Annotated in this window: 10 protein-coding genes; 6 read left to right on the top strand and 4 right to left on the bottom strand. The window is 49.2% G+C overall.

From position 1 onward, the window contains the following. Window positions 1-6: 6 nt before the first annotated feature. Window positions 7-1,077 (top strand): Gfo/Idh/MocA family oxidoreductase, encoded by a 1,071-nt coding sequence (locus FJM67_RS01300; RefSeq protein ID WP_140586880.1) that lies wholly within the window; start codon window positions 7-9, stop codon window positions 1,075-1,077. 131 nt (window positions 1,078-1,208) lie between these two features. Here the strand turns inward: FJM67_RS01300 and FJM67_RS01295 are convergent, their stop codons facing one another. The 4 genes from FJM67_RS01295 to FJM67_RS01280 all read right to left on the bottom strand — a co-directional run bounded on the left by FJM67_RS01295 (window position 1,209) and on the right by FJM67_RS01280 (window position 7,169). Next, window positions 1,209-1,892, bottom strand: a complete 684-nt coding sequence (locus tag FJM67_RS01295) for a 1-pyrroline-5-carboxylate dehydrogenase (RefSeq protein WP_140586879.1) — start codon at window positions 1,890-1,892, stop codon at window positions 1,209-1,211. Window positions 1,893-1,916: 24 nt separating this feature from the next. Beyond that, window positions 1,917-5,039, bottom strand: a complete 3,123-nt coding sequence (gene putA / locus FJM67_RS01290; protein ID WP_140586878.1) for a bifunctional proline dehydrogenase/L-glutamate gamma-semialdehyde dehydrogenase PutA — start codon at window positions 5,037-5,039, stop codon at window positions 1,917-1,919. Window positions 5,040-5,338: 299 nt separating this feature from the next. Beyond that, entirely contained in the window at window positions 5,339-6,112 is a 774-nt protein-coding gene (locus tag FJM67_RS01285; protein ID WP_140586877.1) for a helix-turn-helix domain-containing protein, read from the bottom strand. Between the two features lie 94 nt (window positions 6,113-6,206). Then, complete coding sequence (locus FJM67_RS01280) at window positions 6,207-7,169, bottom strand: NADPH:quinone reductase (protein WP_140586876.1); 963 nt, start codon at window positions 7,167-7,169, stop codon at window positions 6,207-6,209. A 201-nt stretch (window positions 7,170-7,370) separates the two neighbouring features. Between FJM67_RS01280 and FJM67_RS01275 the strand changes: the two genes are divergently transcribed. The 5 genes from FJM67_RS01275 (at window position 7,371) to phoU (ending at window position 14,016) form a co-directional block, all read left to right on the top strand. Then, the gene (locus FJM67_RS01275; protein WP_140586875.1) at window positions 7,371-8,339 is read left to right on the top strand and encodes a PstS family phosphate ABC transporter substrate-binding protein; all 969 of its coding nucleotides are present in this window, start codon (window positions 7,371-7,373) and stop codon (window positions 8,337-8,339) included. A 123-nt stretch (window positions 8,340-8,462) separates the two neighbouring features. After that, window positions 8,463-10,721 carry an ABC transporter permease subunit gene (locus FJM67_RS01270; protein WP_140586874.1) on the top strand — a complete coding sequence of 753 codons (2,259 nt, stop codon included), beginning with the start codon at window positions 8,463-8,465 and terminating at the stop codon, window positions 10,719-10,721. After that, on the top strand, window positions 10,721-12,433 hold the full coding sequence (gene pstA / locus FJM67_RS01265; RefSeq protein WP_181161397.1) for a phosphate ABC transporter permease PstA: 1,713 nt from the start codon (window positions 10,721-10,723) through the stop codon (window positions 12,431-12,433). Before FJM67_RS01270 ends, pstA begins: the two co-directional genes overlap by 1 nt. Window positions 12,434-12,454: 21 nt before the next feature. After that, a complete protein-coding gene (pstB, locus tag FJM67_RS01260; RefSeq protein WP_140586873.1) occupies window positions 12,455-13,285 on the top strand; it encodes a phosphate ABC transporter ATP-binding protein PstB in 831 nt (276 codons plus the stop codon). Window positions 13,286-13,302: 17 nt separating this feature from the next. Continuing rightward, window positions 13,303-14,016, top strand: coding sequence for a phosphate signaling complex protein PhoU (gene phoU / locus FJM67_RS01255; protein WP_140586872.1), 714 nt, complete (start codon window positions 13,303-13,305; stop codon window positions 14,014-14,016). Window positions 14,017-14,183: the final 167 nt, after the last annotated feature.

Raw genomic sequence — 14,183 nt, 5'->3', positions numbered from 1 at the left:
TTTATCATGACTGAGATTCGTGTCGGGTTGGTGGGGTTCGGCCTGTCAGCTCAAGTGTTCCACGCCCCTTTTATCCAGTATCAGCCGGAAATGACATTGGCTGCTGTGTGTTCTTCTCAATGTGACAAAGTAGAGCAGTTGTATCCGGGCACTGAAGTTGTTGTTCAGTTTGATCAGTTACTCAGCCGTGGTGATCTGGATTTGTTGGTGATTACCACACCAAACCACCTACATTTTTCCCAGGCGCAGCAGGCGTTACTTGCTGGTAAGCATGTTTTGTTGGAAAAACCGTCGGTAACCGAAGTGACGCAAATTGAGCAGTTATGTGCCCTCGCTAAGCAGCAGGGCGTACAGTTCTGTGTGTATCAAAATCGCCGCTTTGATGCCGATTTTGTCTACCTCAAAGCCTTAGTGCAGTCGCAGCAGTTAGGGCAATTAAAACACCTAGACAGTCGCTTTGACCGCTTCCGCCCCCAAGCCCAACAGCGTTGGCGTGAATTACCGGGAGAAGGCACGGGGATTTTTTGGGATCTAGGTCCACACTTACTCGATCAGGCGCTGGCTTTGCTTGGCCCTCCGCAATGGTTGCAAGCGAGTATCGATATTTTGCGGCAAGGAGGACAAACCCACGATTGGTTCGAGCTGGAATTGGGTTATCCAGACACGCGGATTAAATTAGGCTCTACCCCATTTGAAGCCGGAGAGATGCGTCGCTTTAATGCTCGTTTTGAAGGTGGAAGCTGGCACTGCTTTGGTCTTGATCCCCAAGAGGATTGCTTACGCCAAGGTGTTATGCCTTGGCAAGCCGAGTTTCCAACGGCGGGAGGGAGACAGCGTAGTGTTTGCTATGAACTGGATGGCGCTAATGGCGCCCAGATTTTAGCTCAAGTAGCAGAATTGCCGGACAGTTCTTACAAAGAGTTTTATCAAGCCTTCACCAATGCCATTCTTACTCAGCAACCTTTGCCAGTCCCCCATGAGCAAGCAGCTATGTTGGTCTATGGTATGCAGTTAGCACTGCAGTCGGCAGAGCAAGGCCAACGTTTAGCGTGGCAATATCAATACCCTAGTGCTTAACGCAAAAAAAGCCCTCTTGTTAGAGACAAAGAGGGCGCAAAACTCAGCTAGCGGGAGCGCAGGCTGAGTACGAAGGAACAGGGGGTCTACCTAAAATGGTAGAGCGGCAGACAGGGCTGCCGCCTAAGGTTTTACTCCGCGGAGCTACCTAATTCCAATAGTGTCGCGTTACCACCGATCGCGGTGGTGTTAGTGGTGATGGTTTGTTCGGTCACAAAGCGCAGAATGAAATGGGGAGCAGCAATCGTCCCTAGGTTCTCCACATCGGTTTCGTTTACCAATTGACATAGCAATCCGGCTTTTTGTGCCAAACGTTGGGTCAATTCATTGGCCTGCTCAGGTTCACAAAGAATCGCGACGCCAGCTAGTTCGATATCATCAATGATACTGTCCTGTACTGACTCAGCCACGTTTTGTATCACCCCGTTGGGTACATGGTTCGCGATGAGATCCATAATCGCTTGGCCAGTAGGACCAACCGTGATCACTGGGTTTCCCGCCACTAGAGCGGCAAATACGGCGCCCACTAAACCTACCGCGGCATTATTGCCATCAAGAGCGCTAGTGCATAAGAAAGCGCCGCGCCCGTGAGTGCTCAGCTCGTTGCTTTCGCCAGTTGGGCCTTGTAGCACCAATTTGTCACCGATCTCGGCAACAGCGTTTTGCAGCTGCCACTTCGCCATACCCGCTTGTGCGCCTTGCAATTTCTCAGCTGCCTGAGCCAATAGTTGGGCACGACCTTTCACCCCCAACTTGTCCCATGCTTCGAATACTTTGTTAGCGACTTGGATTTGTACCGGTTTTACGATTGTCATGTTCTTGTCTCCTAATACGGCCGCTTAAAGTAGTTGTTCTTTAGCAAAACGAGGTAAGTAGTGGGGGCCACCGGCTTTTGGACCAGTACCAGATAAACCTTGACCGCCGAACGGTTGTACCCCAACCACAGCACCTACTTGGTCACGGTTAATGTATAGGTTACCGACACGGGCGCGGCGAGCAATGTGCGCACAAGTGCTCTCATTACGGCTGTGTACACCCATTGTTAAGCCGAAGCCAGACTGGTTAATGGTGTCGATAATCTTGTCGAGATCTTTCGCTTTATAGCGAATCACGTGCATGATCGGGCCGAATTTCTCGTCTTTCAGCTGATCAATGCCGCTAATCTCAAACGCGATTGGTGCGACAAAGGTACCTTTATCGGCCCATTCCGGCAGTTTGGTTTGTGCGATCAGGCGGCCAGCGGATTTCATTTCCTCAATGTGATCCAACAAGACTTTCTGTGCTTTGGTATCAATTACTGGGCCGACATCGGTTTCATGTAGGTAAGGCAAGCCGACGGTTTGCTCTTTCATAGCGCCAGCGATCATTGGAATCACCCGATCAGCGATGTCTTCTTGTACAAACATGACCCGTAGGGCGGAACAGCGTTGACCCGCAGAGGCGAAGGCGGAACGTACCGCATCCCGTACTACTTGCTCTGGCAGAGAAGTGGAGTCAATGATCATAGCGTTTTGACCACCTGTTTCCGCGATAACAGGTACGGGGCCAACGCCACGGCTAGCTAAGGTACGGTTAATCAACTGGGCGGTACCAGTGGAACCCGTGAAGGCCAAACCAGCGATGAGCGGATGTTGGGTCATTGGCGAACCGATGGTAGAACCATTACCCGGTAGGAAGTGGAGAACATCCCCTGGGATGCCGGCTTCATGCATCAGTTGCACAGCACGGAAGGCAATAATAGAAGTCTGTTCTGCCGCTTTACATACTACCGCATTGCCTGCCGCTAGAGCCGCTACCACTTGACCAGCGAAAATCGCTAGGGGGAAGTTCCAAGGGCTGATACAAGCGAACACCCCACGACCTACCATGCGAGCTTGCTGCTCTTGACCTAGGTAATTGGTAAAGGTTTTCGGTGCCCCAAAGTTTTTCCGAGCTTGTAGCGCGTAGTAGTTACAGAAATCGACCGCTTCACGAACTTCGTCGATACTGTCTTGGATAGTTTTACCCGCTTCCCGGTGACAGATGGCTACCAACTCGGCGTAGTGTTGTTCCATGAGATCAGCGAAGCGCTCTAAACAGGCAGCACGCTCATCGGCAGGTGTTTGTGACCAGCGTGGATAAGCTCCATGGGCCATTTCAATGGCATTGTCGACGATATCTTTATTGCCCCACTGAACTTCACCCACTTTTTGCGAGCGGTCGTAGGGACTTGTCACTTCACGAATCGTATCGCTCGTTAAATTTTGTCCGCCTACGATTGGGTGAGCGTGCCACTGTACGTCAGGACCCATAAAGGCATTCACTTGCTCTTTGAAAGGGAACCATTGGCTTTCGATTTCAATGTTCGGGCCGTAGGAGTTGCGACGGTCGCTGAACATATCTTTTGGCAAATTAATGTTCGGGTTGTGTAGTGTTTTACGGCCTTTCAGTGTCATGACTGGGTGACCCACCAATTCGGAAATTGGGCAGCGGGCATCTACCAGACGGTGTACGAAAGAGCTGTTGGCACCATTTTCTAGCAAGCGGCGAACCAAGTAAGGAAGCAAATCTTTATGGCTACCGACCGGTGCGTAAATACGTACACACACGTCTTTATCTTTGATTAGACGGTTGTAAAGGGCATCCCCCATACCGTGAAGACGTTGGAATTCAAATTCATCGGTTCTGGCACCAAGCTCTTCCGCCATAGTGGCGATGGTCGCGATAGTGTGAGCATTGTGGCTAGCAAACTGTGGGAAGATATGGGCGCGAGTGTGTGCGCTCAAAAGGAATTTCGCACAGGCCAAGTAAGAGACGTCAGTGGCTTCTTTACGGGTATAAACTGGGTAGCCGTTGAGGCCACGTTGTTGGCAAAGCTTGATCTCAGAGTCCCAGTATGCGCCTTTTACTAAACGTAGTGGGATGCGATCTCCTTGCTCTTTCGCGAGGGCAGCAAGCCATGCCAATACCGGTAGACAGCGTTTGGAGTAGGCTTGCACCACTAGGCCAAACAGCCCCCAGCCCTGTGTGCCTTCATCACGATAAAGTTTTTCAAATAGTTTTAGGGAAAGTTCCAAGCGGTCGGCTTCTTCTGCGTCGATGGTGATACCCACGTTCAGTGCCCGTGCTTGTTTGATTAGGCCTTTGACACTGGCAAACAGCTCGGTCATGACACGTTCTTCGTTGCCCACTTCATAGCGAGGGTGTAACGCCGAAAGTTTGATGGAGATAGTTGGGCGGTGGCCTTTGCTGTAGGTATCTTTACCAACAGAATCAATAGCTTGGGAGTAAGAGTCTAAGTATTTTTGCGCATCCGCAGAAGTCAGCGCTGCTTCCCCCAACATATCGAAGGAATAGGTGTAACCTTTATCACGGTAGCTTTTGCCGCGCTCTAAGGCTTCTTTGATAGAACGGCCTAGTACAAACTGGTGCCCCATGATCTTCATGGCTTGGTTCATGGCTTGGCGGATGACTGGCTCAGAAACACGATTCACCATACGGTTAATCAAGTTGGCTGGACTACCGTCTTGCTTTTCGCTCATGGTGACTACTTTACCAGTCAGCATGAGACCCCAAGTAGACGCATTGACGAAGAAGGACTCGGAGTTTTTGGCATGGGAAGCCCAGTCCGCCACGCTTAGGCGATCTTTAATAAAGGCATCAGCGGTTTCTTTATCTGGAACGCGCATTAGGGCTTCTGCCAAACACATGAGCAGAATGCCTTCTTTGGTATCCAAGCTGTACTCTAGCAACAGAGCATCAATCATGGACATGGAGGCATCGTCTTTACGCACCTGTTCGATAAGCTTAGTCGCCGCATTGGTGCTGGCGTTGAGTTGTCCCTGGGTAGGCTCCGCCAGTGGCAACAGTTGTTGTAACCATTGGCTTTCGTCGACACTGTAAAGTGGCGAGATGTTGCGCCACAGATCGTTTAGTGGACGCTCAATGAAATTGGGTTGTAACACCTCTAGCGCGTTAAACATAATTGGATTCTCCCGCGACAAACAAAAGCACTGTGCTTATGTGACCGTTATTAAACAGTTAGACCGTTTGTGTTGTTTTTGCGAACTATTGGGTGTGTAAAAAACGTGCAGTTTTTTACCTTGTAAATAGCTCGCCAGCATCATCACACTTTAGTGACAGGCAGGAGAAACTGTCTTACTAAATCATCGGTTTTTTTTATAAGAAAATCCGATTAGCCGCGAATAGGCTGCTAACGTGCGCTTATACGACGGAAAAGCGCTGATTTAGTAGGTAGAGAACGAGTGAGTTATGAGTAGGTTTAAGGGCGAAATTGCTTCTGGTATTTAAGTGGTGTGATGCCAAGTAATTGAGAAAACACATTGGTCATGGCGCTTTGACTAGAAAAGCCGCACATCTCCGCTACCTGTACCGGCGGGTGGCCCTCGCGCAACAGGCTTTGGGCGCGCTCGATACGCTTACGCATCAAGTACTGGTGGGGGGTCATGCCAGTGCGTTCTTTAAAGCGCTCATGGAATTGGCTGACGCTTAAAAAACAAAAATTCGCCAATTGGCTGATATGAACCTTGCGAGACAAGTTCAGTTCGATGTACTGGTCCAATTTATCAATATCGAGTTGATTTCCCCGTATCCGTACATCCTTATTGTTGATTTGATGACGAATGGCGCTCAACAAAGTGTTACCGCAGGCGCGAGCCAAGATTGGGTCATCGGGGTACTGCTGTAGCTCCCCGGACAAGGCGGTGGCTAACACCTGTAGACGAGGGTTTAACTGAAAATAGGCGGCTTTATCGAACAGACGGGAAACGATTTCGTACTCTTCATCCGTGATGGCTTTTGGGGGCGGTACCGGCAAATTGACCACCATGATGCGGTTTTCCCCTAACCCCACAAACTGATGACCTTCCGCAGAGGGTACGATGCATCCCGATCCGGACTGCATCTGCTGGCCGCCTTTGCTTTCCAAGTCAAAATCCGTATTGCCATCCAGCACGACCACCAACTGATGGTAGTCATGATCATGGGTGTCTGCTACATCGGGCAAACTGAATACGTCGGATTTGGAAAAGGTCACTGCCGTTGCCTATTTTGGTGCGTGATATCTAGACAAAGTATAGCGACCTTTCCGGTACTTTAGTAGGGGCGCATCTTGGTAGGCGGATACACCATTAGACCTCTAGGTCGATGACCAAGTTACCGAGTGCACCGGGTTTAAGAATATCTTCATGGGCATTGGGCAACTCTGTAAGGGCATAGGTCTTACGGATAACTGGGTTCAGAGCGCCAGCTGCGAGTTGGTAATACAAATCTTGCGCAATCTCTTTCAGCTGTGCTGGAGAGGTATTCGCCAGTGCCACTCCGACAATGGCAGCATCTCTAGCCATTAATTCCCGTGGATTGATTTCAATGGTACCGCGATTGCCCACGACGGCCACACGCCCACCTTTTTTCAGCGCTTTGAGATCCTGATCCAAGTTGATATTGGCCAGCATTTCGATAATCACATCGAATCCTGTGTCCAAGCTCTGGAAAGGCGCTAAATGGTCTGCTTGGTTATGCATGATTACTTGAGCCACTCCTTGCCCTTCTAATAACTCTGCCCCTTCTTGGGTGCCAGCAGAAGCGACCACTTCCAGCCCCGCTGCGAGGGCTAATTGCACGGTCGCCAGTCCCACTGCTCCGGTGGCGCCATGTATCAACACCTTGTCCCCTGTTTGGGCATGGGCACGGCCAAACAGGGCCCGGTGTGCTGTGGTGTAAGGAATGCCCAAACAAGCACCATCAGTAAAGCTAATGTTGTCGGGGAGTGGGAACACGAAGTCAGGTAGCGCAAGCGCAAATTCGGCACTGGAGCCGGTGAGATTGCGACTAAAGTAGACCCGCTGCCCGATACTGAGAGAGGAGACATTAGCGCCAACTTTAACAATAGTGCCAGCACCATCATTGCCTGGGGTATGGGGAAAGGTAGCCGTGTAGTTGTTGGTGCCGGAGCGCACATAGGTATCGACTGGGTTAACACCTGCGGCACCGATTTGAATCAGTACTTGATCATCGCCAACAGTTGGAATGGGTACATCGACAAGGGTTAGGTCACTGGCTGGGCCGTAGTGTGGTATTTGCATCGCTTTCATAAGTCGGTATCTCGGAGGTCAAGTTAACTGGTTGCCATCTTGGGCATCAATATAGCTCTAATCTGGGGACAGCTAAAAAATAATCAAAGATTTATTTTTTTAACATTAATGTCACAAACGATCATTACAGTGAACACCATCGAACGAGCTTATGGGCAATTGCCCAAAGATAAATTCACGTTAACCACTGAGGTTGAAGTAATGAAAAAATTAGTTGCAACACTAGCGGTATCCACCCTAGCGGGCGTTTCATTCAACGCTATGGCAGATGTTGATCCAAAACTTCCAGCATACGCTAAAGCAAGCGGTGTATCTGGTAACATTTCTAGCGTTGGTTCTGACACTCTAGCGAACCTAATGACGCTTTGGGCAGAAGATTTCAAACGTCTTTACCCTAACGTGAACATCCAGATCCAAGCAGCTGGTTCTTCTACTGCGCCACCAGCGCTAACAGAAGGTACTTCTAACTTCGGTCCTATGTCTCGTACAATGAAAGACAAAGAAGTTGCCGCATTCGAGAAAAAATACGGCTACAAGCCAACTGCTATCCCAGTTGCGATCGACGCTCTAGCTGTATTTGTACACAAAGATAACCCAATCAAAGGTCTATCTCTTCCTGAAGTGGATGCGATCTTCTCTTCTACTCGTAAGGGTGGTCACAGCGAAGACATCACTAAATGGGGTGCAGCTGGCCTAACTGGTGACTGGGCGAACCGTGACATTCAATTGTTTGGTCGTAACTCAGTATCTGGTACTTACGGTTACTTCAAAGAGCACGCGCTTTACAAAGGTGACTTCAAGAACTCTGTAAACGAACAGCCTGGTTCTGCTTCTGTTGTACAGTCAGTTTCTACTTCTCTTAACGGTATTGGTTACTCTGGTATCGGTTACAAAACTTCTTCTGTACGCGCTCTACCAATCGCGAAGAAAGAAGGCGGCGAGCTAGTTGATGCCACTATCGAGAACGCTGCAACTGGTAAATACCCACTATCTCGCTTCCTTTACGTTTACGTAAACAAAGCGCCAAACAAACCACTTGCTCCACTAGAGCGTGAGTTTGTGAAAATGGTTCTTTCTAAAATGGGTCAAGAAGTTGTAGTGAAAGACGGTTACGTGCCACTACCAGCTAAAGTTGCCAACAAATACCTATCTGACCTAGGTATCAACTAAGCAACGTCCCAATCAGGGATGATGAAGGTGCAGCAATAGCGCAATAGCAGGAGAGGCGAAGGTTTCTCCTGCTTTTCTTATGTTGCAATCTGTCACAAAAATGTCATAAAAGATGAAAATTGGATGAGTACAAAAACCGATCTAAGAGTGCCTGAACTGGACTTTGATACGCCAGCATTGAAGCGTCATCGTCGTATTCGTGGCTTAAAAGATCGCGGTGCCACCATGGGGATCGCGGTAGGGGGCAGTAGTGTCATTTTGGCAGTGCTGTTGATTTGTTTCTACTTACTGTATGAAGTGGCACCCTTGTTTCAAGGGGCGACGATAGACAAGGCTCGCAGTTTTGCTTTACCCGCAGGTGAAGCAGGTAAGAGCCTGTACTTAACCTCGGAAGAGCAGGCCGAAGTCGGCTTCCGGGTGGCCGAAAACGGCGACATGATTTTCTTCGATTTAGCCAATGGCGATGTGATGAATCGCGTTGTTAATCCCCATAGCAGTGTCCCAACCGCGTTCGCGGTAGAGTCTGACACTAGCCATGAGATCGCATTTGGTTATGAAGATGGTCGTATCCTAGTCGCGAAACATGTCTACAAAATCACCTACCCCAACGGTGAACGACTCATTACTCCAAGCATCGAATTCCCCTATGGTGAAGAAGGGGTGCAAGTGGCGGATTACCCGATTCGTAACATCACCATGCGTGACAGCTCTGATCGTATGACGTTGGCGATCATGGGGGATCAGCAAGCGGATGTCATTCGCTTTACCAAGGATGTGAACTTTATTACTGAGGAAGTCGAACTGACCGAAGAACGTCAGTCTTTGCCATTTGTGGCCGACACTCAGGCGCTCCTGCTTTCTGGAGACCAGCGTTATTTGTACATGGTAACCAGTACGGGCGATCTTTCTGAGTTCGATGTACGTGATATGGATGACATCACGTTAAAAGCTGAGCTTGATCTGCTTGCAGATGATGCCAAATTGGTTTCTATCAGTTACCTACTTGGTCAGTCTTCGTTGATGGTAGCGGATACCTCAGGTCGTGTTAGCCAATGGTTTAACGTACGTGATGATGCCACCAATGAAGAAATTCTGACCTTCATCCGCGATGTAAAACAGCCAAACGGCATTACTGGCGTCGCTATGGAGCACCGTCGTAAAGGCTTTGCGACCTTGGATGAAAAAGGCAGTGTTGCGATCTACAACTCAACGTCTTCACGTCAAGTAATTGATGAAGTGGTGAGTGATGGTAGTGCGCGTATGATTGGTTTCTCGCCACGGGCTAATGGCCTACTGCTAGAAGACAGCAAAGGCATTCACTTCTTTGATGTCGACAACGAGCACCCTGAAGTATCTTGGACTTCCCTATGGGGCGAGGTTTGGTATGAAGGCTACCAAGAGCCAACTTACACTTGGCAGTCATCGGCAGCGAATAACGACTTTGAGCCAAAATACAGCTTGATGCCATTGGCTTTCGGTACGATCAAGGCAGCGTTTTACGCTATGTTGATGGCGGTGCCATTGGCGATTTGTGGTGCTATCTATACCGCGTACTTTATGGCGCCAGGTCTGCGTCGCAAAGTTAAGCCTGTTATCGAGCTAATGGAAGCATTGCCAACCGTAATCCTAGGTTTCTTGGCGGGTCTGTTCTTTGCCCCATTCCTAGAAGAAAACCTAGCGGCTGCCTTTAGTATCTTGGTTGTATTGCCTATCGGTATTCTACTGTTTGCCTTTATCTGGTCGCGGATGCCGCAAAATATTCGTTGGTTAGTGCCAGAAGGTTGGCAGCCCATGTTACTGATCCCAGTAGTAGTAGTATTGGGTTGGTTCTGCGTGGCGATGAGTCCAGTGATCGAGCTGAACTTCTTTGATGGCAATATCCGTGGCTTTATTACCAATGATCTAGGTATCACCTTCGACCAACGTAACGCTTTGGTGGTCGGTTTTGCCATGGGCTTTGCGGTGATTCCGACCATCTTCTCGATTACGGAAGATGCGATCTTCTCAGTACCAAAAGCCCTAACCCAAGGTTCATTGGCACTGGGTGCCACTTACTGGCAAACCATGGTTCGTGTAGTCCTACCAACTGCGAGCCCAGGTATTTTCTCTGCCGTAATGATCGGTATGGGACGTGCGGTGGGTGAAACCATGATCGTACTGATGGCTACCGGTAATACGCCGATTATGGACTTCAATATCTTTGAAGGGATGCGTACTTTGGCGGCAAACCTAGCGGTGGAAGTGCCAGAGTCTGAGGTGGGAAGTTCCCACTACCGTATCTTGTTCTTGGCTGCGTTCGTGCTGTTTATCTTTACCTTCGTGGTAAACACCATCGCAGAGTCCGTGCGTCAGCATCTACGTAAGAAATACGGGTCGTTATAATGAGTAAAGAGCTGAAATTAAAGAAACAAACCGTATCAGAGTGGATGAAATCTGGTGATCCCTGGGTATGGTTAAATGCCGGTGCGGTGGCGATTTGTGTCATCATGGTTATCGGTTTATTGCTATTGATTGCCGTGCGTGGTTTGGGGCACTTCTGGCCAGCGGACATCGTTGAAGCCCGCTACGAAATGCCAGGTACTCCGGCTTACAACCTTGTCGCTGAACGTGTTGAAACCGCAGAGGTGTCTGCTGCACAGTTACGTGAAGCTGGCATTCAGGTAGAAGATCATCACGATATGATGTCCCGCACCCTAATGAAAACCGGTAACCGAGATGTATACGGTTCCGATTTCCGCTGGGTGATCGACGAGTATCTTACTGATCTGCGCCGTCCAGAAATGCTGTTTGCGGCTGAGCGTTATGAGTGGGGTAACCTATACGGCTACCTACTAGCGGTCAAAGAAGATGGCAAAGTCGTGGCGGAAACATCGGACAAAGAGCCGACAGCTTCTGCTTTAGCAACTTGGGAAGCCTTCCAGCAGCGTATCGATCGTGCCTTAGCGATTCATGATGATATTTATGAAATCGAAAAGCATGAGATCGGTTCTATTAACTATGCCCTAGAGCGTATTCGCTTGAAGCAGCGTGGTTATGAGTTGCGTAATGAACTGACGCCTGCCCATCTGGCTGACTTGAATGCGGAACGTGCTCAGTACGACGCAGAGTACAAGCAGTTGCAGCAGCGCCTGATTGAACTGTACAAAGAAATCAACCGTGACACCTTTGTGGTGGAAGCAATGGATGGTTCAGTACATGAAATGCAGGTTGCTAAAATTGTTCGTGCTTACCGTCCTAACTCCATGGGTGTGTTTGCTAAACTCGGTCACTACGGTTCCAAAGTCGTTGAGTTCCTGACTGCTGAACCCCGTGAAGCCAATACCGAGGGCGGTGTATTCCCAGCGATCTTCGGTACCATCATGATGGTCTTGTTGATGACCATTCTAGTGACTCCGTTTGGTGTGGTTGCAGCGGTTTACTTGCGTGAATATGCGTCTCAAGGTTGGTTTACACGTATTATCCGTATCGCTGTAAACAACTTAGCCGGTGTACCATCCATCGTATACGGTGTGTTTGGTCTAGGTTTCTTCGTTTACTTCCTTGGTTCTGGCATTGACCAAGCCTTCTTCCCAGAAGCTTTACCATCGCCAACTTTTGGTACGGGTGGTTTGATGTGGGCGTCGATTACGCTGGCGTTGCTGACGGTACCAGTAGTAATTGTGGCAACAGAGGAAGGTCTTGCGCGTATCCCACGTAACGTACGTGAGGGTTCCTTGGCACTGGGTGCAACCAAAGCGGAAACCCTATGGCGTGTAGTCTTGCCAATGGCCAGCCCAGCTATCATGACGGGGGTCATCCTAGCCGTTGCCCGTGCTGCAGGTGAGGTAGCACCACTGATGTTGGTGGGTGTGGTGAAGTTGGCACCATCACTACCACTTGATGGCAACTACCCATTCCTACACTTGGATCAGAAGTTCATGCACTTGGGCTTCCACATTTACGACGTGGGCTTCCAGAGCCCGAACGTAGAAGCGGCGCGTCCATTGGTTTACGCCACCGCCCTTCTATTGGTGATTGTTATTGCTTTGCTTAACTTGGCGGCAGTGACCATCCGTAACCACCTACGTGAAAAATACAAATCGCTGGAAATGTAAGACGGCGGGGAAGAGACGATTATGAGCGAAGCAAAAACACATTCAATTGATATCTCAGCAATGCAACGTAGCCAACAGGCGCTGCGCATTGAAGACGAAAAAGTCTGTCTTGCCGTGAATGACCTTCACCTTTACTACGGTGACAAAGAAGCATTAAAAGGCATCGACATGGTCATTCCAGAGAAAAAGGTAACTGCTTTTATCGGGCCATCTGGTTGTGGTAAATCGACCTTATTGCGCTGCTTTAACCGTATGAATGACTTGGTAGATAGCTGCCGTATTACCGGTGAAATCACGCTACATGACCAGAATATCTACGAAAAGGGCACTGACGTAGCTGAGCTACGTCGTCGTGTGGGCATGGTATTCCAGAAGCCAAACCCATTCCCGAAAAGTATCTACGAAAACGTGGCTTACGGCCTGCGTATTCAGGGCATTAACAAAAAGCGCGTGATCGACGAAACCGTCGAATGGGCGCTACGTTCAGCGGCACTGTGGGACGAAGTAAAAGATCGCCTACACGAAAGTGCGCTGGGCATGTCTGGTGGTCAGCAGCAGCGTTTGGTTATCGCCCGTACCGTGGCGGTCAAACCAGAAGTGCTATTGCTAGACGAGCCAGCATCTGCTTTGGACCCAATTTCAACTTTGAAGATCGAAGAGCTAATCCACGAGCTAAAAGAAGAATTTACCATCGCTATCGTAACCCACAACATGCAACAGGCAGCCCGTGTTTCTGACTATACTGCCTTTATGTACATGGGTAACATGGTGGAATTTGGTGATACCAATACCTTGTTCACTAACCCAACTAAACAACAAACAGAAGACTACATCACTGGTCGTTACGGTTAACCTGAGGATTTGCCAATATGCGAGAATTAACAACGGATCATATTTCGCAGCAATTTAATGCTGAATTAGAGACCTTGCGTCAGCACTTCCTCACCATGGGTGGTGTGGTAGAAAACCAAGTAGCGGATTCTATCCAAGCTCTGTTAGAAAGCGACAGCGAGCTAGCAGAAGAGGTGAAAGCGAAAGATCGTACCGTGAACCAGCTTGATGGTCTGATCGATGAAGAATGTACCCGTATTCTGGCGAAACGTCAGCCTGCGGCGACAGACTTGCGCATGATCGTGTCCATCTCCAAAGCGGTATCCGACTTGGAACGTATGGGTGATGAGTCCAAAAAAATCGCTGACCATGCGCTAAATCTGATCAGCGAAGGCGAGTCGCCACGGGGTTACGTGGAAATTAACCGCATCGGTCAAATGGTCAGCCGTATGGTAAGTGAAGCGCTAGATGCTTACGCTCGTCTCGATATCGACCAGGCGATTCGTGTGGCTAAAGCAGACCGTAATGTGGATCTTGAATACAAGACCGCATTACGTTCACTAGCGACTTACATGATGGAAGACCCACGTTCAATTTCCCGCGTTTTGAACGTGATCTGGATTCTGCGTTCCCTAGAGCGTATCGGTGATCATGCACGCCATATCTGCCAACACCTGATCTATATGGTGAAAGGTGTGGATGTACGCCATGTGGCTACCGATGAAATTGAAAACATTCGAAGCAAAGCCTAATAAGGCGATTTGCTGACTTCCTTGAAAGACCTGCTGCGGCAGGTCAGACTGCTGATAAAGTCCTCGCCTTCGTGCGGGGACTTTTTATAATAGCCTTATGCTTAAAGAACGCCCCCAAACCCAATCGACTCTAGAGTTTGTCTCCATTGATGAGCTCGTCCCAAGTG

Source organism: Maribrevibacterium harenarium, assembly GCF_006385675.1.
Lineage (GTDB): Bacteria > Pseudomonadota > Gammaproteobacteria > Pseudomonadales > Marinomonadaceae > Marinomonas > Marinomonas harenarium.
The sequence above is the reverse complement of the archived record's forward strand: the minus strand, read 5'-3'. Positions and strand labels throughout refer to the sequence as shown.

What these genes read in the sequence shown, in the direction of transcription:
- FJM67_RS01300 (WP_140586880.1), top strand. Translation starts at nt 7, where the DNA reads ATGACTGAGATTCGTGTCGGGTTGGTGGGGTTCGGCCTGTCAGCTCAA.
- FJM67_RS01295 (WP_140586879.1), bottom strand. Translation starts at nt 1,892, where the DNA reads ATGACAATCGTAAAACCGGTACAAATCCAAGTCGCTAACAAAGTATTC.
- putA (WP_140586878.1), bottom strand. Translation starts at nt 5,039, where the DNA reads ATGTTTAACGCGCTAGAGGTGTTACAACCCAATTTCATTGAGCGTCCA.
- FJM67_RS01280 (WP_140586876.1), bottom strand. Translation starts at nt 7,169, where the DNA reads ATGAAAGCGATGCAAATACCACACTACGGCCCAGCCAGTGACCTAACC.
- FJM67_RS01275 (WP_140586875.1), top strand. Translation starts at nt 7,371, where the DNA reads ATGAAAAAATTAGTTGCAACACTAGCGGTATCCACCCTAGCGGGCGTT.
- FJM67_RS01270 (WP_140586874.1), top strand. Translation starts at nt 8,463, where the DNA reads ATGAGTACAAAAACCGATCTAAGAGTGCCTGAACTGGACTTTGATACG.
- pstA (WP_181161397.1), top strand. Translation starts at nt 10,721, where the DNA reads ATGAGTAAAGAGCTGAAATTAAAGAAACAAACCGTATCAGAGTGGATG.
- pstB (WP_140586873.1), top strand. Translation starts at nt 12,455, where the DNA reads ATGAGCGAAGCAAAAACACATTCAATTGATATCTCAGCAATGCAACGT.
- phoU (WP_140586872.1), top strand. Translation starts at nt 13,303, where the DNA reads ATGCGAGAATTAACAACGGATCATATTTCGCAGCAATTTAATGCTGAA.